Below are 20,784 nucleotides of genomic sequence, written 5' to 3' on the forward strand. Positions count from 1 at the left end.
CCGTCAGACGTCGCCCTGCGGATCCAACCGATCGGGAAACTGAAGTTTGTTCAAGGCATTGAGATAGGCCTTCGCCGAAGCAATGACGATGTCGGTATCGGCACCATTGCCATTGACGATGCGGCCTGCCTTTGCCAAACGAACGGTTACCTCGCCCTGTGCGTCGGTACCGGTGGTAATCGCATTGACCGAATAAAGCAGCAATTCTGCGCCGCTGCTAGCGATCGATTCGATCGCCTTGAATGCCGCGTCGACCGGGCCGCTGCCCATCCCCGATGCCTTCTTCTCGACACCACCGACCGTCAGTGTGACATCCGCCGCGGGCGTTTCACCGGTTTCCGAACAAACCCGTGAATAGACCAGCTTGTAGTACTCGCCATCAGGCGTCAGGTCTTCATCCGAAACCAGTGCCTGCAGGTCTTCGTCAAAGATTTCATGCTTTTTGTCGGCCAGTTCCTTGAACCTGGCAAACGCGACATTCAGCGCCTCCTCCCCGTCAAGAACGATACCCAGCGCCAACAGGCGTGACTTGAAGGCATTGCGTCCCGAGTGCTTGCCAAGCACCAGCTTGTTCTGAGCCCAGCCCACGTCCTCGGCACGCATGATCTCGTAGGTCTCGCGATGTTTGAGAACGCCATCCTGGTGAATTCCGGATTCGTGCGCAAATGCGTTGGCACCAACGACGGCCTTGTTGGGCTGCACCGGGTAGCCGGTAATCTGGGAGACTAACTTTGACGCAGGAACGATTTGCGTCGTATCGATACGCGTTTGTACCGGAAACAGGTCACTGCGAGTACGCACCGCCATCACCACTTCTTCGAGCGAGGCGTTGCCTGCCCGCTCCCCCAGGCCGTTGATCGTACATTCGACCTGACGGGCACCGGCCAACACCGCCGACAGCGAATTGGCGACCGCCATGCCCAGATCGTTATGGCAATGGGTAGACCATACCACCCGGTTTGCCCCCGCTACGCGCTCGATCAGGGTGCGCATCAGATCGCCCCACACTGAGGGAACGCTGTAGCCAACGGTGTCGGGCACATTGATGGTCGTGGCGCCCGCGTCGATGGCCGCCGCGAAAACTCGACAAAGGAAATCGACCTCCGAACGCACCGCGTCCTCGGCCGAGAACTCGACATCGTCCGTATATTCGCGCGCCCAGTGCACGGCTCGCACGGCCGCCTCGACCACTTGGTCTGGCGTCATGCGCAATTTTTTCTCCATGTGGATCGGGCTGGTGGCGATGAACGTATGAATACGCCCCCGCGCTGCCGGCGCAATCGCCTCGCCGGCACGGCGGATGTCATTCTCGTTGGAACGGGCAAGGGAGCAGATCGTCGACCCCTTGATGACTTTGGCAATCGACTGGATGGCCTCGAAGTCTCCGGGGGAAGCTGCCGCAAAACCTGCCTCGATCACGTCAACCTGCATGCGCTCAAGCTGGCGCGCAACGCGCAGCTTCTCTTCCCTGGTCATCGAAGCGCCCGGGCTCTGTTCGCCGTCGCGCAGTGTGGTATCAAAAATTACCAAGTGCTCTTTCATGTGCTCACTCCGGAGATAAGGATGAACTACCCTGGCCGGGCCACCGACCGAAACTGCGAGAGGCTTCGTGTCGCAAGACGGGCGATGCCGAGCTAACGGTCATGACTTTGCAAGGCACCCCGGATCATGAAAGTCATGACCGTTTCCCTCTCCCCCGACCCCTCCCCCACAAGTGGGGAGGGGAGATTCGTGAGTCGCTAACGCGACTTTCACATTAAGCCACTGGCGGCGGCGATGGCTTGCGCCGGAGTAGCTGCATCAGTGCCAGGACGTACCCCGAGAGAGCATACGCAACGAAAAGACCAAAGAGGGCCACCGGCGTATCGTAGGAGAGCACGGCAAAGCCAAGTGCAATGGCGACAACAAAGATGAACGGTACGCTGCGCCGCAGGTTGACGTCCTTGAAACTGTAGAAGCGGACATTGGACACCATCGAGATGCCGGCAAAGATCACCAGCCCACAGGCCAGCCAGCGCACGTCAGCAGCGGCAATCTGCTTGTCGATCATCACCCAGAAGAAACCGGTCACCAGCGCCGCAGCGGCCGGACTTGGCAAGCCCTGGAAATAACGCCGATCGATCACTTCCAGCGTCGTATTGAAGCGCGCCAGCCTGAGCGCTGCGCCGACGCAGTAGATGAAGGCGGCAATCCAGCCGAGTCGCCCCATGTCCTTGAGCGTCCATGCGTAGGTCACCAGCGCTGGGGCGACGCCGAACGAGACCATGTCGGACAGCGAATCGTACTCCGCCCCGAACGCGCTTTGCGTGCGCGTCATACGCGCTACCCGCCCATCGAGTCCATCAAGCACCATAGCCACAAAAATACCCACCGCAGCCAGTTCGAAGCTGCCCTTCATCGCCTGCACGATGGCGAAGAAACCGCCGAACAGCGCAGCCGTGGTGAACAGGTTCGGCAGAACATAGATGCCTCGACGCCGCAACTCGGGGTTGAACAAGGTCTTGCGAGGCTTGATTTCGGGCATTGCGCTATGCAGTGAAAACGGGCAGGAACCAAGAGGGCAGAAGGCAGCGCGACTGCCTTCATTCAATCGATCAGTTCTTGCTCTGATCCACCAGCCGGTTCTTCTTGATCCAGGGCATCATGTCGCGCAGCCTGGCGCCAACGGTCTCGATCTCATGCTGTGCCATCAGGCGGCGACGCGCGGTCATCGCCGGATAGTTGGTGCGCCCTTCGAGGACGAACATCTTCGCGTAATCACCGTTCTGAATCCGTTTGAGCGCCGCACGCATGGCCGCACGCGAGCTTTCGTTGATCACTTCCGGCCCGGTCACGTACTCGCCATATTCAGCATTGTTCGAAATCGAGTAGTTCATGTTGGCAATGCCGCCTTCATACATCAGGTCGACGATCAGCTTGAGTTCATGCAGGCACTCGAAGTACGCCATTTCGGGTGCGTAACCCGCCTCGACCAGCGTCTCGAAGCCCATCTTGGCCAGTTCGACGACCCCACCGCAGAGCACGGTCTGCTCTCCGAAGAGGTCGGTTTCAGTCTCTTCACGGAAGTTGGTCTCGATCACCCCGCCCTTGGTTCCGCCATTCGCTGCGGCATAGGAAAGCGCGATATCCTTGGCCTTCCCGCTACGATCCTGGTGTACCGCGATCAGCGACGGCACGCCGCCCCCCTTGAGATACTCCGAGCGAACCGTATGCCCCGGCCCCTTTGGCGCAATCATGATGACATCCACATCATCTCGCGGCACCACCTGATTGTAATGTACATTGAAGCCGTGGGCAAAGGCCAAGGCAGCCCCCTTCTTCATGTTCGGCGCCACATCCGCATGATACACCTGCGGAATGGTCTCATCCGGGAGTAGCATCATCACCACATCGGCACCCCTGACGGCCCGGGCCACCTCCTCCACCTTCAAGCCGGCATTCTCGGCCTTGCTCCAGGACGAACCCTCCTTGCGCAAACCGACCGTGACCTTGACGCCGGAATCGCTCAGATTCTGCGCGTGTGCATGGCCCTGGGATCCGTAGCCAACGATGGTGACTTTCTTGCCCTTGATCAGGGAGAGGTCGGCGTCCTTGTCGTAATAAACTTTCATGAAATTTCCTTCTATCCCGCAGTTCGATCTGATTAGACTTTTAGAATGCGTTCACCACGGCCGATGCCGCACACGCCGGTACGTACCGTCTCGAGAATCAATCCGGCATCGATCGCCTGTATGAACGAGTCGAGTTTCGCGCCACTGGCTGTCAGCTCGACCACGTAGGTCGATTCGGTGACGTCGATGATGTGACCGCGGAAGATGTCGGCCAGACGCTTCAGTTCCTCGCGGTCCTTGCCCGTGGCACGCACCTTGATGAGCATCAGTTCCCGCTCGATATGGGCAGCCTCGGAGAGATCGACGACCTTGATCACGTCGATCAGTTTGTTCAGTTGCTTGGTGATCTGCTCGATCACTGCGTCGGTACCCGAAGTGACGATGGTCAGCCGTGAAAGCGAGGTGTCTTCGGTTGGCGCAACTGTCAAGGTCTCGATATTGTAAGCGCGCGCCGAGAACAGACCAGCCACCCGCGACAGTGCCCCAGCTTCATTCTCCAGCAGGATTGAAATAATGTGTCGCATCTTGCCTTTCCCTTACAGGTCTTCAGTCAGGATCATGTCGGCAAGACCTTTGCCGGCAGCCACCATCGGAAAGACATTCGCTTTCTGATCGGTGATGAAATCCATGAATACGAGATCGTCCTTATGGTCGATAAATGCCTTGCGCAGCGCCGGCTCGACGTCTTCTGGCTTGTCGATGCGCATGCCGACGTGCCCATAAGCTTCCGCCAGCTTGACGAAGTCGGGCAAGGAATCCATGTACGACTCCGCATAACGACTCCCGTAAAACATTTCCTGCCACTGCCGAACCATGCCCAGGTAGCGGTTGTTGAGATTGATGATCTTGATCGGCAAACGAAATTGCTTGGCGGTTGACAGTTCCTGGATACACATCTGGATCGAGCCTTCGCCGGTGACGCAGGCAATCGCCATCTCCGGATGCTGCAGAGCCGCCCCCATGGCGTAGGGCAGACCGACACCCATGGTGCCCAGACCACCCGAGTTGAGCCAACGCCGCGGCTCGTCGAACTTGTAGTATTGTGCTGCCCACATCTGATGCTGACCAACGTCGGAAGTCACGATCGCCTTGCCCCCAGTCACCTCATACAGCCTCTCCATGACATACTGCGGCATGATGATGCTCTTCTTCATCCGGTATTTCATGCACTGCTTGGCGCGCCACTCCTCGATTTCCTGCCACCATGCCGCCAGCACCCCGGAATCCGGACTGGCATTCCCGGCCTCCAGCAACCTCAGCATTTCATCTAGAACATCCGGGACATTGCCGACGATCGGCACATCGACCTTGACGCGTTTGGAGATCGACGAGGGATCAATGTCGACGTGGATGATCTTGCGCGGCAGGGAAGAGAAATTCTCCGGATTGCCGATCACCCGATCGTCAAAACGGGCGCCGATGGCCAGCAGCACGTCGCAGTGCTGCATCGCCAGATTGGCCTCGACGGTGCCATGCATGCCGGGCATGCCCAGGAATTGCCGGTCGGTTCCCGGATAAGCGCCGAGGCCCATCAGGGTATTGGTGATCGGAAAGCCCAGGCGGCGGGTAAGCCTGGTCAATTGATCGGCACCATTGGAGAGAATGACGCCCCCGCCGGTGTAGATCATCGGCCGCTTGGCCTCGAGCAACATATGAACCGCTTTCTTGATCTGGCCCAGATGCCCCTTGATGACCGGGTTGTACGATCGCATCTGGATCGTCTCCGGATACTCGAACTTGCACTTGGCTGCGGTAACGTCCTTCGGAATATCCACCACCACCGGACCCGGACGGCCACTGTTGGCAATATAAAAGGCCTTCTTTATCGTCACCGCCAACTGGTGTACGTCATTGACCAGAAAGTTGTGTTTCACGCAAGGTCGGGTGATGCCGACGGTATCGCACTCCTGGAAGGCGTCCTGACCGATATAGGCATTCGGCACCTGTCCCGAAATCACCACCAACGGCACCGAATCCATATAGGCCGTGGCAATGCCGGTCACGGCGTTGGTTGCGCCCGGACCCGAGGTCACCAGCGCCACGCCGACTTTGTATGACGACCGCGCCAGGCCGTCGGCCGCATGTACTGCTGCCTGTTCGTGGCGGACCAGAATATGTTTGATCTGATCCTGCTTGAACAGGGCATCATAAATGTGAAGTACCGCCCCACCCGGATAGCCGAATACATATTCGACCTTTTCTTCCTGCAGGCACCTGATTACAATCTCCGCACCGGTCATCATCGTCATTGCCGTCGCCCCAGCAAGCAAATTGCTCGAAAAAAGTCTGCCACGTTAAAGCTTTGGCCACGATTGGTCAAGGCATTCACACAACCGACGCCTGCGGAAACAGTTTCCAACCAACAACAGCAAGGATTCTCGCTCTGGCCAGCCAACGCGAACTGTCGGACTTCCTCACTGCAATCGAACGTCGTGCTTTCAAACAGGCGATGTTCGCGGTGCGTAATGAAGAGTCAGCGCTCGACATCGTTCAGGATGCCATGATGAAGCTCGCCGAGAAATATGGCGATCACCCGTCGACCGAACTCCCGATGCTTTTTCAACGCATCCTGCAGAACACGATTCGCGACTACTATCGGCGCAGCAAGGTTCGCTCGCTGTGGACCACCTTGTTCTCGTCGCTTTCTTCACACAGCGATGACGAGGATTACGATCCACTTGAAACGGTCAGTGGTGAATCGGGATCATATAGCCCACAAACGCCGGACGGCCAACTCCAGCAAACGCAACTCCTTGCGATAATTGAAAAAGAGATAGAATCGCTGCCCGCACGTCAACGGGAAGCCTTCCTCCTGCGTTACTGGGAGGATATGGATGTGGCCGAGACGGCCTCCGCCATGGGCTGCTCGGAGGGCAGCGTCAAAACGCACTGCTCGCGTGCCAATCACTCGCTGGCGGCTGCACTGAAAGCAAAAGGAATCACCTTATGAATGAACTGCATTTTGCCTACAAGATCAGGCAACACCTGAATCGCGGGCTCAACGAACTGCCTGTGGAAACCCTCAAGCGACTCGAAAGTGCAAGACAACGGGCATTGACGCAGCAAAAGGTCTTGGTCCACCAATCGGTACTGGCCGGAGTAGGTAATTTTGTACAGCATCAGGTCGACAACCTGCACATCAAGCAGGTGTTGCTGGCCTTGGTCGTCGTTCTCGGCATCACCAGCTACACTTGCTGGTATGCAGACCAAAGCATCACCGAACTCGAGATCATCGACAGCGCGCTGCTCTCGGACGATCTGCCAATCGCCGCATTCACCGACAAGGGCTTTGATGCATGGCTAAAAAGCTCTGCGTCGCAGTAATTCTCGCTGGCTTTGTCGTGCTGACGGCGTGGGCAGACGTACCCAGCCCGACGGCCATAGTCACCCCACCCCAGCCACAATGGACCGAGTTGCCGGTCGCGCAAAAGGTCATCCTCGCGCCGCTAAGCGATAACTGGGACGCGATGGAGTACAGTCAACAGAAGAAATGGCTGGGCATCACACGCCGCTTTGCCACCATGACGCCGGAGGAGCAACGCCGAGTCCAGGTTCAGATGCAGGATTGGGCGAAACTGACCCCCGAGCAGCGCAGCCTGGCGCGCGCGCGCTTCATGACCGCCAACCAGCTTCCAGCCGAAAAGAAACAGGAACTCCGGCAGAAATGGGAGGAGTACTCCAGCCTGCCGGAAGAAGAAAAGGAAAGACTCAAGCAGCAAGCCGCAAGCAAGTCGGTCCCGAAACCAGGGAGCCTACCCGGTAGCGCCACGCCCGCCAGCACTGCAGCGCCGACACCAGTCGCCCCTCCAGCCGTCGGCACTCCATCCCCGCCAGTCGAAGCCAGCCCCCTGCCGCCGCCGGTCACTGTCGCACCAACGCCTACCACGGCTGCGCCGCCCGCCAGCGAAGCGGAAGTCCGCCGCTGATGCCGGCTGCTGCGCAGGCCATCGGGCGACCGGGCATCCTGCGTCGTCTGTTGAGCATGGCGTACGAGTCCCTGCTGCTGTTTGCAGTACTGGCCGTGCTGGTGCTTCTGCCGCACGTTCTCCTGGGCGCTTTCGCACACCGCCTGGTTTCCCCGGTCATTGGCTGGGCGCATTGCTTCCTTGTGATGCTGATCTATTTTCTCTGGTTCTGGAGTAACGGGCGGCAGACCCTGGCCATGAAAACCTGGCGCATCCGGCTGGTGACCCGTGATGGCTTGCCCGTCCGCCCGGCACGGGTGCTCCTGCGCTATCTATTGTGCTGGCCGAGCCTCGTTCTCGGCGGCGCCGGCATCCTCTGGGCATTGTTCGACCGCGACCGACAATTTCTGCACGATCGTCTCGCCGGTACGCGGCTGATCATCCACTGAGTCCCGATCAGCGCTTTTCAACCCACCAGATCATGACCACCGCCGTCAGCATGAACAGCACTGACGGAGTGACTGCGCTGAGCAGCGGTGACCAGCTGTTGATCGCACCGAGATTGGCAAACAAGCCGTTGAGCATGTAGAACAGGATTCCGGTCATCACTCCGGCAAAGATCTTGATGCTTACCCGATCGGCCCGGTAATGTGCGCCACCGAACGGCAAGGCGAGCGCAACCATGACCAAGGCTGCCAAGGGATAGACCACCTTTTTCCAGAAGGCAATGTCGTAGCGGTTGGTCTTCTGATGGTTGTCCGCCAAATGTTTGGTATACGCCGAGAGGTGCCGCAGCGACATCCGATCGGGTGAAACCATCAGCACCGCGAGAATGTCCGGACTCAGGGCCGATCGCCACAACATCTCCGGCATCTTCCGGACTTCGACCCGCTCGGCAAGCAGGACGGTCTGTACCACTTCGGTCAGCCGCCAACTGTCGGGCAGAACGTGCTTCCCCTCCGCAGCCTCGGTGATGGCACGTAAGCGTGCCATCTCGTCAAATTCGTAGATCCGGATGCCGCGTAAACGCGCATCCGGCAGAACCACGCGCACATTGATAAAACTCCGTTCATCCTTGACCCACAGTCCCGACCGCAGATCTTGCCCAACCATTCGGCCCTTTTCCTTCAAGCGCATCTGATACGCCGCACGTTCGGCCGGCGGCGCCACAAACTCGCCGATCAGGTAGGTCGCCAGGGCAAACAGGCCGGCCACCTGAAACAAACCGCCGAGCAAGGCTGCGGTGGACAAACCCGAGGCACGCAAGACGGTGAGTTCGGAATGACGGGCGAGCACCGATAGCGCGTAGAGCGTACCGATCAGGACAGCAATCGGCATCAATTCATAGGCACGCCCCGGCGCGCGCAGCAAGACAAAGCCAAGCGCATGGTGCAGCTGATACCCGCCCTGCCCGACGCTCTTGATCTCGCCGAGCAGGTCAAAAAAGGCAAACAAGGCCAGAAACGCCAGCAGTACCAGCAGGATGGCACCGGCGAGCTCGCGCGCCAGGTAGCGACGATAAATCTTCATCGCGACAGACGGGCGAATGAACTCACGGCAATGCGCTGGTAGAACATCAACGGGAGAAGACAGAGCATGAACAGGTGCACAGCCAGCACACCGACAGCAAACGAAACCTTCCCGCTCGCCACCCAGCCCTGGCTGATGGTCACCAGATTGTTGTAGATCAGATAGACGAAAATGGCCAGCAGCATGTTCGCCGAACGACCGGCGCGCGGATTGACGAACGACAGGGGAATCGCCAGTAACGCCAGCACGACCGCCGAGAACGGCACGCTCAAACGATACAGCAGCTCAGCCCGATAGACTGGCAAATCGATGGGCAACAAAGCCATGGTAGGCATCGTCCTCGGTGTCGGGGCAATACCGCGCGCCTCCTTGGTCTGCACACGAACCGCATAGCGTGCATACTCCATAATGCGGAATTCCGCGCTGCCCGGAGGGAACTCGTAGCGGCGGCCATTCTCCAGAATGATGAAGCGATCACCGTTTGCGGCAACTTCCTGATACCCGGAGGCGGCCATCGTCACGCCCAAACGCTCAGGCCGTATCTCGTTGACGAATACGTTGAAGACGTTGCTGGTGTCATCAGCGATCCCTTCCACAAAAACGACGCGTTCGCCGGTTGACGATTCCTGGAAAACGCCGGGCGAGATTTGTCCCGCGTCGTGTCGAGAACTCAGTTTGTCGCGGAACTCGGCGCTCTGCGACACGGCCCAGGGCGACAGAAAAAGGGAAAGCACCGAGATGGTCAGCACCAGCGGCATGACGAACACCAGGACCGGCCGAATCCACGCCATCAGCGACAATCCGGAAGAGAACCAGACCACCATCTCGGAATCCCGATAGCTTCGTGAAAGCGCCAGCAAGATGGCGACAAACGACGACAGCGACAACAACACCGGCAGGTAGTTGAGCGATGCAAAACCGAGCAGGGCCACCACGGCGTCCGGGTCGACACGGCCTTGTGCCGCGTCACCGAGCAGCCGAATCAATTGGATGGTTATCATGATGGCGAAAAGTGCAGTGAAGATGCCGGCCGCCAAGTGCGTGAACTCGCGCCGGACCGCACGCTGAAAGATCATTTTTTGACTTTGGTGAAATACTGCAGTGATAATCGGCTTTTCGCAAACGGTGCGGGTTGCCTGAGGAGGGGTGAGTGGAATTTAGCATAAAAAGTGGTAACCCGGAGAAGCAACGCAGCGCCTGTGTGGTGGTCGGAATTTTCGAACCGCGCAAGCTGACACTGGCCGCTGAACTTCTCGACAACGCGGCACACAACCATCTTTCGGACATCATTCGCCGCGGCGACATGGAGGGAAAGGCGGGCTCGACGCTGCTGCTGCACAATGTTCCTGGCACGCTCTGTGATCGGGTCCTGCTGGTCGGTCTCGGGAAGGAGAAGGAGTTTGGCGACAAGGCGTATTGCGACGCCATTCGCAGCGCCGTGCGGACGCTCAACGAAACCGGCTCCTTTGACGGCACCGTCTTTCTGACCGAAACGAGCGTCAGGAAACGCAGCTCTGCCTGGCGCGTTCGTCAGGCCACCATGGTGGCGCAGGAAACCGTCTATCGTTTCGATCAGTTCAAGAGCAAAAAGGACAAGGTGCGCCGGCCCCTGCGCAAACTCACCTTTGTCATTGATCGCCGCAACGAACTGGCCGCTGCCGAGGAAGCGCTGCACCAGGGGCAGGCCATTGCCGAGGGCATGGCCCTGGCAAAGAATCTCGGCAATCTGCCGGGTAATGTGTGCACCCCCGCCTTTCTTGCTGAAACGGCACAAAAGATGGCTTCTGAACACAAGCTGGAGTGCCAGATTCTCGAACGTGACGAGATGGCCGCCCTGGGCATGCACTCCCTGCTGTCCGTCGCCAAAGGCTCACGGCAGCCACCAAAACTGATTGTCCTGCAGCACAAGGGAGGCAAGAACGATGACAAGCCGGTGGTTCTCGTCGGCAAGGGCATCACCTTCGACAGCGGGGGCATTTCGCTCAAACCGGCACCGGACATGGACGAGATGAAGTACGACATGTGCGGTGCCGCCAGCGTGCTGGGTACGATCAAGGCCGCGGCGCTGATGAAACTGCCGATCAATCTGACGGTGATCGTTCCGTCCTCTGAAAACATGCCCGGCGGGTCCGCCACGCGACCGGGCGACATCGTCACCTCGATGTCTGGTCAGACCATCGAAATCCTCAACACCGATGCTGAAGGCCGCCTCATTCTCTGCGATGCACTGACTTACGCCGCTCGCTTTCAGCCGGAGACGGTGATTGACGTCGCCACGCTCACCGGCGCCTGTGTGATCGCTCTTGGCCATGTCGCGACCGGCCTTTTTGCCAATAACGAGACCCTGGCGCGGGAACTCGTGCATGCCGGCGATGATGCGCACGACCGCGCCTGGCAAATGCCCTTGTGGGACGACTACCAGGAACTGCTCAAGAGCCCGTTCGCCGACATGGCCAACATCGGTGGCCGCTGGGGAGGCAGCATCACCGCCGCGTGTTTCCTCGCCCGTTTTACCCGCAAGTACGTCTGGGCCCACCTCGACATCGCCGGCACCGCCTGGAAGTCGGGCACCGACAAGGGTGCGACCGGGCGACCTGTACCGCTACTCATGCACTATCTGTTGAAACGCGCCGGGAAGCTGAATTGACACGCATTTTCTTCTACCACAACGCCTCTGACCGGATTGCCGCGACCGCCACCCTGATCGGCAAGGCTCTGGCACGGAAGAAGGCCTCACTGGTCTATGCACCGGATGCCGAGGTCGCCGCGGCACTCGACCGCAGGCTGTGGGTGTATCCGCCAACCGGCTTTATCCCGCACGTGCAGATCAACTCGCCACTGGCCACCGAAACCCCGGTACTGATTGCCGGCCAGCTTGACGTATTACCGCAGGATGAACGACTGTTCAACCTCGCGACCGAGGTACCGCCGGGTTTTTCTCGTTTTGCCAGCCTCATCGAAGTGGTCGGTCAGGGAAGCGAAGAGCGCATTGCCGGTCGCCAGCGCGCGCGGTTTTACAAGGATCGTGGCTACGACATCCAGTACGTCGATCTGACAGGGAAAGGCTGATGGCCGACGACAGCGACCTGATCCGCCGGGTGGATTCCCTGATCAACGCCGAAGCCGCAGCTGGCGGCGATCGTCGCGACGACTCACGCCGGTTGCGGCGACGGCGCAGCTTCCTGGCCTCGACCACGTCAGCCGACTCGTCAGCAAGCATGATGCCCGCCACCCCGTCGGTCGAAGACGAGGACGACCTGCCGGTCCTCACCGAAGTGATCTTGCCGGCGCCAGACATCCCGGAAGAAAACAGCGCCAGGCTGCGCGAAACGCTGGCCGCAGATCTCGCCGAACGCCTTGATCGGCAACTGCAGAGCGAAATCCTGGCGCTCGTCGAAGCGGCACTGCTGACGGCCACGGACTACTTGCAGAACGGCATCGCCGCAACCATTGAAGCCGTATTGCGTGACTTCATCGAGCAGAACGGGCAGCCTCGACAGCCCCTCGAGGAACCCTCTCGTGAGCAGGCCTTGCCTGATCAGGCCTAGGCATCCCCACTGGGGCAAGCGCGTGATGCGGGTATAATGCGCGCTCCTGCCATCCCCCCCGCCCTCCCATGGAACTCGCCAAGAGCTTTGAACCGGCCGACATCGAGCGTCGCTGGTACCCCGAATGGGAAACCAGAGGCTATTTCGGCGCCGGCCTCGATGCCGAAAAACCGAACGCTTTCTGCATCCTGCTGCCCCCACCCAACGTCACCGGCACCCTGCACATGGGGCACGGCTTCAACCAGGCGATCATGGACGCGCTCACCCGCTACCATCGCATGCGTGGTGACAACACGCTATGGCAGCCTGGTACCGACCATGCGGGCATTGCCACGCAGATCGTCGTCGAACGGCAACTCGACGCCCAGGGAATCTCAAGGCACGAACTCGGACGCGAGAAATTTCTCGAAAAAGTCTGGGAGTGGAAAGCGTTCTCCGGCAGCACCATCACCCGGCAGATGCGCCGCCTCGGCACTTCGCCTGACTGGAGCCGCGAGCGCTTCACGATGGACGCCGGCCTTTCGCGGACAGTCACCGAGACCTTCGTCCGCCTCTATCGCGAGGGCCTGATCTACCGCGGCAAGCGGCTGGTCAACTGGGACCCGGTACTGCAGACCGCGGTCTCCGACCTCGAGGTGGTGCAGGAAGAGGAACCAGGCCAGCTCTGGCACATCCGTTATCCGCTGGTCGATGGCAGCGGCTCGCTGACCGTTGCCACGACACGCCCGGAAACCATGCTTGGCGACACCGCGGTGATGGTCCATCCCGACGACGAGCGTTACCGGCACCTGATCGGAAAAATGGTCAGGCTGCCGCTTTGCGAGCGCGCGATCCCGATCATCGCCGATGCCTACGTGGACCTCGCGTTTGGGACCGGTTGCGTCAAGGTCACGCCTGCTCACGACTTCAACGACTACGCCGTCGGTCAGCGCCACAGGCTGCCGATGATCCCGATCCTGACCCTGGACGCGAAGATCAACGACCACGCCCCGGCTCGCTACCAGGGTATGGATCGCTTCGCAGCGCGCCAGCAGATCGTCGCCGACCTCGAAGCAGAAGGCCTGCTCGACAAGGTCGATGCGCATCTGCTGAAAGTGCCGCGCGGCGACCGTACCGGGGTGGTGATCGAGCCAATGCTCACCGACCAATGGTTTGTCGCCATGCGCAAGGCCGGTGCCGATGGCAGCAGCATCGCCGGCAAGGCACTGGCATGTGTCGCGGCAGGCGAGATCCGTTTCTTCCCCGAGAACTGGGTCAACACCTATAACCAGTGGCTGAACAACATCCAGGACTGGTGCATCTCGCGGCAGCTCTGGTGGGGCCATCAGATTCCCGCCTGGTATGGCGAGAGTGGACAGATCTTTGTCGCTCATGACGAAGCCGAAGCCAGGAACGAGGCCGCGGCACAAGGCTACCTCGGCCCGCTGACACGCGATCCGGACGTCCTCGATACCTGGTATTCGTCAGCACTGTGGCCGTTCTCGACGCTCGACTGGACGCCGCAGTGGCCAGCCGAAAGCAACCCGGCGCTCGACCTCTATCTGCCGTCGACAGTCCTGGTGACCGGTTTCGACATCATTTTCTTCTGGGTGGCGCGCATGGTGATGATGACCAGACATCTCACCGGCAAAATCCCCTTCAAACACGTCTATGTGCACGGCCTGATCCGCGACGCCGAAGGCCAGAAAATGAGCAAGTCGAAGGGCAATGTCCTCGACCCAATCGACCTCATCGACGGTATCGGCCTCGACGCGCTGATCGAGAAGCGCACCAGCGGACTGATGAACCCCAAACAGGCCGCAGAGATCGAAAAGCGCACGCGCAAGGAGTTCCCGGCAGGCATCCAGGCATTCGGCACCGACGCCCTGCGCTTCACCTTCCTGTCGCTGGCCAGCCCCGGTCGCGACATCAAGTTCGACCTTAACCGCTGCGAAGGCTACCGCAACTTCTGCAACAAGCTGTGGAACGCGGCACGCTTCGTGCTGATGCACACCGCAGACCAGGATCTCGGCCTGGCAAGCGGTACGACCGACGACGGTGGGTCGACACTGCGCTTCTCGTTCGCTGACCGCTGGATCGTCAGCAAGCTGCAGCGTACCGAAGCCGAGGTCGAACAGCATTACGCCGACTACCGCTTCGACCTGCTGGCGCGCTCGGTCTACGAGTTCGTCTGGGACGAGTTCTGCGACTGGTATGTCGAGTTGTCGAAGGTGCAACTGCAGCAGGGTTCCGTCGAAGAAGTCCGCGCGACGCGGCGGACGCTGGCGCGCGTACTGGAGACGGTGCTGCGCCTGGCCCACCCGCTGCTGCCCTTCATTACCGAGGAGCTCTGGCAGGCGGTGGCGCCGATTGCTGGCCGCAAGACCCATGCCTCGGTGATGCTCGCCGCCTATCCGCAGGCGCAGGCGCAGGCGACAAGCATCGACCCGGCCAGCGAAGCCAGCGTCCAGGAGCTGAAGAATCTGGCTTACGCCTGCCGCAACCTGCGGGGGGAAATGAACCTCTCACCGGCACTGCGGGTCCCGCTGCTCGCCTGCGGTCAGGCCGTATCGCTCGCCGGCTTCGCGCCCTATCTCAAAGCGCTCTGCAAGCTCTCCGACCTGCAGATCGTCGACGAAATCCCGGCCGACGCCAGCGCACCGATCGCCATCGTGGGCGAAACCCGGCTGATGCTGCAGGTTCAGATCGACCTCGCCGTCGAATGCGAACGCCTGGACAAGGAGATCGCGCGACTCGGCACCGAGATCGGCAAGGCGAAAGCCAAACTCGCCAACGAGAGCTTCGTCGCGCGCGCTCCGGCCGCGGTGGTCGAACAGGAAAGAAAGCGCCTCCAGGACTTCGTCGCCACACTCGAAAAACTCGAACTGCAACGCGAACGCCTCAGACGGTCACAGCCGGCAAACAGACGGTAACTCTCTGCAGGTAATGACCGGCACCCGCCACCGGCATGGCGCGGGTACCGCCCAGCAGGCTTTCCCAGTCGGCGGAGAGCGATTTCATCAGGCTTGCGAAGCTTCCCGACTCGGGCGGCAGGAAGCGCCCGCGCAGCAGCAGTTTCACCGGCACCGCGGGCATCGGTTTGTCCTTCAGTGCGTCGACGCAGACGGTCTGGCTGTCGAACTCGCGCTGCATCGTGCCGCTGAAGCGCAGGTAAGCGAAGCGGATCAGTGCCGCCATGGCCGGCGCTTCGCTCTTCATGCGCTGCAGGTGCTCGGGATGGGTGGGCTCGAGAAGCACCAGCCCGGCCACCTCGTCCGGATACAGCTTGGCGTAGGCGTACTGGTAGAGGCCGCCGAGCGAATGGCCGACCAGGATATAGGGCGGCTGCAAACCGACAGATCGCAACAGCTCGTGCTGCTCACGGGCGATGGCGCACGGGTCGCGCCGGCCTGCCGCCTGGCCGCTGTCGCCGTAGCCCAGGCGGTCGTAGGCGATGCCGGCGCGCTGGCGGACGAGCTGTGGAAAAACCTTGCGCCAAGCATCGCCACCATCCCCCAGGCCGGACTGGAACACCACGGCCGGCGAGCCTGCACCCTCCAGGCGATAGGCTTGGGCGCTGCCGCCGACCTTGGCGTGACCCGTCATGGGCAGGCCGGAACAGGCGGGCAACAGGACGAGGCAGGCGCCGAGCGACGCCGCTAGGCGGTTCTGGCGTGGCACGCTTCACTCCTTTGCGGTCGGGAAATCCTGCCCGGGCCGGGCGCCGGCGGAGGACAGACGGATGCGGAAACCGGAATAGCGGAGCGACTCCCGCCCGGGTTCGCCGTCGACCGGGAGCACGTAGCCCTCGTTGGGCCCGTGGCCGGGCACGCGCGCCCGCCGGTCATTGTCCGGAAGCAGCGGGATCGCCTGTTGCTCGGTCTGGCCGGTGAAGGCGTTCGTGGCGCCGACCCGCAGCAGCAGATGCTGGCCTTCCCGTTCCAGAGCACAGGCATCGACGCGGAAGTACTCTCCGTCGTCATCCACCTGGCACTCTCCGAGGCGATTCTGCCAGGCTGGGGAAATGACGGCCGCGGGCAGGCGGGTAACGGGGATCGGTGCGGGCAGGCCGGTCAGCCTGCCCGGCGCGTCCGAACCTGGTTCCGGCAGTGCGATTCCGAGGTCGGGCAGGGTCACGCCGAAGAGGCCCAGCAGCCGCGTCTGCAGGATGAAATGGCCGGCCGCGGTGGGTCGCAGCTCGAAATCCTGCCCCCGGAATCGGCTGCGCAAGCCGCCGTCCACCGCCCGCAAAGTCAGTCTTTGACCGACCACGACATAGTCGCCGGCGTACCCTTCCATCTGCTGTCGTGTTGCCGGAATGGTCTGACTCTTCGGCGGTGACGGAAACTGGTGGATGCCGCCCGTCTTGGCGGTCTGCAGCAGGCTCAAGGCGCGGGTGGCCAGGGGCAGGACGAAGGGCCGGGCACCCTCGCTGTTGGCGAGCACGACGACCGCCAGCTTGTCGCGCGGCAGCATGACCAGCGAGGCATTGAATGGCGGCGCGAAGCCGTCGTGCCAGACCACCGCATCGCCGGCGGAGGTGCGCACTCCCGAGAGCATCCAGGGCAGCCCGACGCGGTGGCCGAAATCCAGGGCCAGGCCAGGGAACTGCGGCTCCAGGCTGTCGCGGATGCTGGCCGGCGAAACGACTCGCCGCCCGTCGCTCAGGCCGCCGGCGAAGATGAGCTTGGGAAGCTGGGCCAGTTCCCACACGGAAGTCGTCAGTCCGCCGGCGGGCGTGTCGCGCAGCGCGAGCCACGGCCATGCCGCTTGCCCGCCATGACCCGTAGCGACATCCTGCCCCTCCGGACGGGCGGCGGAGAAACGTGATCGGGGCATGCCCATGGCCAGCAGCAGATCGCGCTCGATGAGCGCTTCGAAGGCTTGTCCGGCGCGCGCTTCGAGGGCGCGGCCGAGGACGGAGAAGCCCAGGTTGGAGTAGCGGTACTGGCTTTGTGGCGGCGCGGCGAGGAACTCCTGCTCGAGTTCGCGGAGCAGGCCGGCGAGGGTTCCCGGCTGCCGCGCCCACATGCCCCGGAACTGGTCGCCTGGCAGGCCGCCGTGGTGGGCCGCCAGCGCACGCAGGGTCAGGGGCGCGGCCTCCGGGAACGGCGTCTTCATGGCGAAGCCGGGCAGGACTTCGGCGAGCGTCTGGTCGAGGCCCAATTGACCCTCGTCCCGCATTTTCAGGAGCAGCAGGCAGGTGAACACCTTGGCGAGAGAACCGGCCCGGTAAAGCGTTTGCGGCGTCGCGGGCCGGCCGCTGGCACGGTCGGCGATGCCGAAGCCTTTGGCCCAGACGATGCGCTGATCGTCGATCAGGGCGATACTCAGCCCGGCGATATCCCGCTTGCGCAGCAAGGTCTCGATCTCGCTAGCCAGGATGGCCGCCACCTTGTCTTGGTCGCCTCGTTCGAGGCGCACGGGTTCATCTTCGCCGCAGCCGGATAGAGCGGCGAGCAGCACAAGCAGGATGGCGAATCGGTGCGGCATGTCTTTCTCCTTCGCTGGCGACGCCGCCACTCTCCCACGCCAGGCCTGAGCGGCGCATGTGCCGGAAGTCATGGGCGCCAGGGATGACTTCCGGCACCTGGTCGGGCACCGGCTTTTCGGTAGACTGGCGGCCATGATCCGCCCACGTACCGAATCCCTGCTGCGCTTCGCCGGTCTCTCCGTCTGGCTGCTCGTGGGAGTGAGCCAGGCGGCCTCGGCGTGGCCACCGCTACCGGGTGTCCCTCGGCTCGCCTACCTGGCCGTGCAGGGGCTGGTGTTCGGCCTGCTGGCGGTATTCGCCATCTGCTTCTGGCTCAACATGCGGGCCATTCCCGCCGATGGCGACAGCCGACACCGTCTGCTCCTGCTGCTCGTCCAGGCCGTGAGCGGCCTGCTGATCGCCACCGATCTGATGTACATCGTCGCCGCCGAGGCGCCCCTGGTCCTGGCGTCCCGGCGCAGTCTGCAATGGTTGGCCGGCCAGACCGTGGTCATGGTGCTGTGGTCCCTGCTGCTCGCCCACAGCGGCGTGTTCGAAGGCCTCACTGCGCTGCAGGCACGCCCCGCCGAAACCGCCTTCGCGGTCACCCTGTTGTCCGTGCTGGCCTGGCAGTTCTTCGCCTTCTGCGCCGGCTGGTTCGCCGCCGGCGAGTCACGCGGCCAGCGGGAACTGGCCCGGCTGAATGGCGAGTTGGTGGCCGCCCAGCGCGCCCTGGCGGAGGCCAGCCGCCTGGAGGAGCGTCTGCACATCGCCCGGGAACTCCACGACACGGCGGGCCACCACCTGGTCGCCCTGAAGCTGCAACTGGACCTGGCGCAGCGCGTGGCGGAGCCCGCCCGTCCCTCCCACGTCGCCAACGCCGCCGCCATCGCCCGCCAGTTGCTGGAGGAAGTCCGCGTGGTCGTAGGCAGGCTGCGGGAAAGGCAGGACGTGGACCTGGTCCAGGCGCTGGCGGACTTGCGGACGGCGATTCCCGAGCCGGAACTGCACGTGGAGGTGGCCGCGGAACTGGCCGATGAGCTGGCGTTCCTCCCCGCGGACTTGAAGCAGATCCTCTACCGCTGTATCCAGGAAGCCGTGAACAATGCCTTGTGCCATGCCGATGCCCGCCACCTGCGCATCACTCTGGGTCGGACCAACGGCGATCTCGGGCTGCGCATCCGCGACGACGGACGCGGTGTCGCCTGCCCGCGGGCTGGCCACGGCCTGACCGGCATGGCCGAGCGGATAGCGGCGCTGGGTGGCGACATGACTTTCGTCTCCGCTCCGGGCGAGGGTTTCCAGATCGACATCCGGGTGCCGATCGACAGGGAAGGCCCATGATCCGGCTCATCCTGGTGGACGACCAGACCCTGGTGCGGGCGGGCATTCACGGCCTGTTGGAACTGAACGAGGACATCCGCGTGGTGGCTCAAGCGGCGGACGGCCAGGAGGCGGTGGAACTCATCGCCCGCGAACGGCCCGACCTGGTGCTGCTCGATGTGCGTCTGCCCAAGCTCTCGGGGATCGGCGTCATCCAAGCGCTGGCGGCGCGGAAATGCCTGCCGCCCGTGTTGCTGCTGACCACCTTCGACGACGACGAGGCTCTGTTCGACGGCATGCGGGCCGGCGCCAAGGGTTTTCTGCTCAAGGACATTTCGCCCGAGCGGCTGGCCGACGCGGTGCGCCGCGTCGCCCGCGGCGAAAGTCTGTTCCAGCCGGCTTTCACGCAGCGGGCGAAGGACATGTCCGCCGAGACTTCCGCCGCCGCTGCCGACGGCCTGCCTTCCGAAGTGCTCACACGGCGGGAAAGCGAGATCCTGCGGCTCATGGCCGGGGGCTGGAGCAACAAGGAGATCGCCCGCGCCCAGGGCACTTCGGAAGGCACCATCAAGAACCATGTCTCGAGCATTCTGGCGAAACTGGGGGTACGGGACCGTACCCGGGCGGTGCTGAAGGCGATGAGCGAGGGTCTGTTGTAGATCGGGGTGGCCCGCTTCATGCCTCGCGAATCGGGTGGCGGTACTGACCAGGCCTGCCGCTCCAGCAACAGCTCCGTCGCCGGCGCCGCCGAGGCCAGCATCGTCGTGCCGCCGGAAACGTTCGATGGGCGATTGTGGCACGAGCAGACCTGTTCATCGACGTTGCCAACGTCAGCAGCGACCGAGTCGCGCGCGCCATTTCACAGTACGTGAACGAGGCGATGGCGCATCCGGACGCCGGCAGCAATCCGATGTGGATGAACGATCCGCGCTTCGCCTTGCTGGCTCAGATGAAGCGCTTCACCTTCGCCCACGCTAAGTTCGTACTTGACCGAGGCATCAAGGAGTACAAGCTTGGCAACGCTTTCCCGCTCGTCCCGGCGGTTCTGGCCATGCCGTGGATGCTCGCGGCGGACGGGCTGCGTGACACGCTGACCTTGACCGATACCAGTTACAAGAACAACTGGGGCATTCTGGATCATATGGAGCACGCCTGGTCGCGCGCCGGCCACGCGGGTCGAGGGCAGTTCTTCGCCGACATGGGGCAGTCAATCCGGCACGGCGGCAGTGGTCTGGAGGGCGCTGCGGGGCCGACGGCCGAACTGTTCGGCCGGATCGCTCGAGGGGCGCACACGGGGCAGTGGTTCGATTCGATGGTCAATCAAATCCCAGGTTCCCCAATGATCATGCCGGACTAGAGGGCGTCCGGGAATGACTAGAAAAAGCCCCGCGCAGACCTCTTTGGATAGAAAAACA

Annotated in this window: 20 protein-coding genes; 11 read left to right on the forward strand and 9 right to left on the reverse strand. The window is 62.0% G+C overall.

The features are described from left to right. Positions 1-3: 3 nt before the first annotated feature. From CAPSK01_RS01635 to ilvB, 5 genes are all read right to left on the reverse strand, one after another. Entirely contained in the window at positions 4-1,542 is a 1,539-nt protein-coding gene (locus CAPSK01_RS01635; RefSeq protein ID WP_034921427.1) for a 2-isopropylmalate synthase, read from the reverse strand. A gap of 214 nt (positions 1,543-1,756) precedes the next feature. Further along, positions 1,757-2,524, reverse strand: a complete 768-nt coding sequence (gene pssA, locus CAPSK01_RS01640; protein ID WP_273702868.1) for a CDP-diacylglycerol--serine O-phosphatidyltransferase — start codon at positions 2,522-2,524, stop codon at positions 1,757-1,759. Between the two features lie 70 nt (positions 2,525-2,594). Further along, the gene (ilvC, locus tag CAPSK01_RS01645) at positions 2,595-3,611 is read right to left on the reverse strand and encodes a ketol-acid reductoisomerase (RefSeq protein WP_034921430.1); all 1,017 of its coding nucleotides are present in this window, start codon (positions 3,609-3,611) and stop codon (positions 2,595-2,597) included. A gap of 32 nt (positions 3,612-3,643) precedes the next feature. Beyond that, entirely contained in the window at positions 3,644-4,135 is a 492-nt protein-coding gene (gene ilvN, locus CAPSK01_RS01650; RefSeq protein ID WP_034921432.1) for an acetolactate synthase small subunit, read from the reverse strand. Positions 4,136-4,147: 12 nt separating this feature from the next. Further along, a complete protein-coding gene (ilvB, locus tag CAPSK01_RS01655) occupies positions 4,148-5,860 on the reverse strand; it encodes a biosynthetic-type acetolactate synthase large subunit (RefSeq protein WP_273702869.1) in 1,713 nt (570 codons plus the stop codon). A gap of 134 nt (positions 5,861-5,994) precedes the next feature. On the opposite strand from ilvB, the gene CAPSK01_RS01660 reads away from it, so the two are divergent. From CAPSK01_RS01660 to CAPSK01_RS01675, 4 genes are read left to right on the forward strand one after another with little or no spacing between them, the layout of a single operon-like run. Further along, positions 5,995-6,561 (forward strand): RNA polymerase sigma factor, encoded by a 567-nt coding sequence (locus CAPSK01_RS01660; RefSeq protein ID WP_034921671.1) that lies wholly within the window; start codon positions 5,995-5,997, stop codon positions 6,559-6,561. After that, on the forward strand, positions 6,558-6,935 hold the full coding sequence (locus CAPSK01_RS01665; RefSeq protein ID WP_034921437.1) for a DUF3619 family protein: 378 nt from the start codon (positions 6,558-6,560) through the stop codon (positions 6,933-6,935). The genes CAPSK01_RS01660 and CAPSK01_RS01665 overlap by 4 nt, the downstream gene beginning before the upstream one ends. Beyond that, positions 6,908-7,537: a DUF3106 domain-containing protein gene (locus CAPSK01_RS01670; protein ID WP_273702870.1), complete on the forward strand. Its 630-nt coding sequence runs from the start codon at positions 6,908-6,910 to the stop codon at positions 7,535-7,537. Before CAPSK01_RS01665 ends, CAPSK01_RS01670 begins: the two co-directional genes overlap by 28 nt. Continuing rightward, positions 7,537-7,965, forward strand: a complete 429-nt coding sequence (locus CAPSK01_RS01675; protein WP_273702871.1) for an RDD family protein — start codon at positions 7,537-7,539, stop codon at positions 7,963-7,965. The genes CAPSK01_RS01670 and CAPSK01_RS01675 overlap by 1 nt, the downstream gene beginning before the upstream one ends. A 7-nt stretch (positions 7,966-7,972) precedes the next feature. On the opposite strand, the gene lptG is transcribed toward CAPSK01_RS01675, so the two are convergent. Further along, the gene (gene lptG, locus CAPSK01_RS01680) at positions 7,973-9,046 is read right to left on the reverse strand and encodes an LPS export ABC transporter permease LptG (protein ID WP_034921442.1); all 1,074 of its coding nucleotides are present in this window, start codon (positions 9,044-9,046) and stop codon (positions 7,973-7,975) included. Further along, complete coding sequence (gene lptF, locus CAPSK01_RS01685) at positions 9,043-10,122, reverse strand: LPS export ABC transporter permease LptF (protein WP_034921444.1); 1,080 nt, start codon at positions 10,120-10,122, stop codon at positions 9,043-9,045. Before lptF ends, lptG begins: the two co-directional genes overlap by 4 nt. A gap of 74 nt (positions 10,123-10,196) precedes the next feature. Between lptF and CAPSK01_RS01690 the strand changes: the two genes are divergently transcribed. From CAPSK01_RS01690 to CAPSK01_RS01705, 4 genes are all read left to right on the forward strand, one after another. Next, positions 10,197-11,693 carry a leucyl aminopeptidase gene (locus tag CAPSK01_RS01690; protein ID WP_034921446.1) on the forward strand — a complete coding sequence of 499 codons (1,497 nt, stop codon included), beginning with the start codon at positions 10,197-10,199 and terminating at the stop codon, positions 11,691-11,693. Then, positions 11,690-12,115, forward strand: a complete 426-nt coding sequence (locus tag CAPSK01_RS01695) for a DNA polymerase III subunit chi (RefSeq protein ID WP_034921449.1) — start codon at positions 11,690-11,692, stop codon at positions 12,113-12,115. Before CAPSK01_RS01690 ends, CAPSK01_RS01695 begins: the two co-directional genes overlap by 4 nt. Continuing rightward, the gene (locus CAPSK01_RS01700) at positions 12,115-12,594 is read left to right on the forward strand and encodes a hypothetical protein (RefSeq protein WP_034921451.1); all 480 of its coding nucleotides are present in this window, start codon (positions 12,115-12,117) and stop codon (positions 12,592-12,594) included. The genes CAPSK01_RS01695 and CAPSK01_RS01700 overlap by 1 nt, the downstream gene beginning before the upstream one ends. A 68-nt stretch (positions 12,595-12,662) precedes the next feature. Then, positions 12,663-15,506, forward strand: a complete 2,844-nt coding sequence (locus CAPSK01_RS01705; RefSeq protein WP_034921454.1) for a valine--tRNA ligase — start codon at positions 12,663-12,665, stop codon at positions 15,504-15,506. Here the strand turns inward: CAPSK01_RS01705 and CAPSK01_RS21375 are convergent. Together CAPSK01_RS21375 and CAPSK01_RS01715 are read right to left on the reverse strand one after the other, a co-directional pair. Continuing rightward, positions 15,475-16,254 carry an alpha/beta hydrolase family protein gene (locus tag CAPSK01_RS21375; RefSeq protein ID WP_273702872.1) on the reverse strand — a complete coding sequence of 260 codons (780 nt, stop codon included), beginning with the start codon at positions 16,252-16,254 and terminating at the stop codon, positions 15,475-15,477. The two genes, CAPSK01_RS01705 and CAPSK01_RS21375, sit on opposite strands and share 32 nt — an antisense overlap. Positions 16,255-16,257: 3 nt before the next feature. Next, complete coding sequence (locus tag CAPSK01_RS01715; RefSeq protein ID WP_034921457.1) at positions 16,258-18,066, reverse strand: serine hydrolase domain-containing protein; 1,809 nt, start codon at positions 18,064-18,066, stop codon at positions 16,258-16,260. A gap of 58 nt (positions 18,067-18,124) precedes the next feature. Here CAPSK01_RS01715 and CAPSK01_RS01720 point away from each other — a divergent pair, with 58 nt between their 5' ends. From CAPSK01_RS01720 to CAPSK01_RS01730, 3 genes are all read left to right on the forward strand, one after another. Next, positions 18,125-19,390 (forward strand): sensor histidine kinase, encoded by a 1,266-nt coding sequence (locus tag CAPSK01_RS01720; RefSeq protein WP_273702873.1) that lies wholly within the window; start codon positions 18,125-18,127, stop codon positions 19,388-19,390. Continuing rightward, positions 19,387-20,028 carry a response regulator transcription factor gene (locus CAPSK01_RS01725; protein WP_034921460.1) on the forward strand — a complete coding sequence of 214 codons (642 nt, stop codon included), beginning with the start codon at positions 19,387-19,389 and terminating at the stop codon, positions 20,026-20,028. The genes CAPSK01_RS01720 and CAPSK01_RS01725 overlap by 4 nt, the downstream gene beginning before the upstream one ends. Positions 20,029-20,237: 209 nt before the next feature. Next, complete coding sequence (locus CAPSK01_RS01730) at positions 20,238-20,726, forward strand: hypothetical protein (RefSeq protein WP_273702874.1); 489 nt, start codon at positions 20,238-20,240, stop codon at positions 20,724-20,726. Positions 20,727-20,784 lie beyond the last annotated feature (58 nt).

Source organism: Candidatus Accumulibacter vicinus, assembly GCF_000584955.1.
Classification (GTDB): Bacteria; Pseudomonadota; Gammaproteobacteria; order Burkholderiales; family Rhodocyclaceae; genus Accumulibacter; species Accumulibacter vicinus.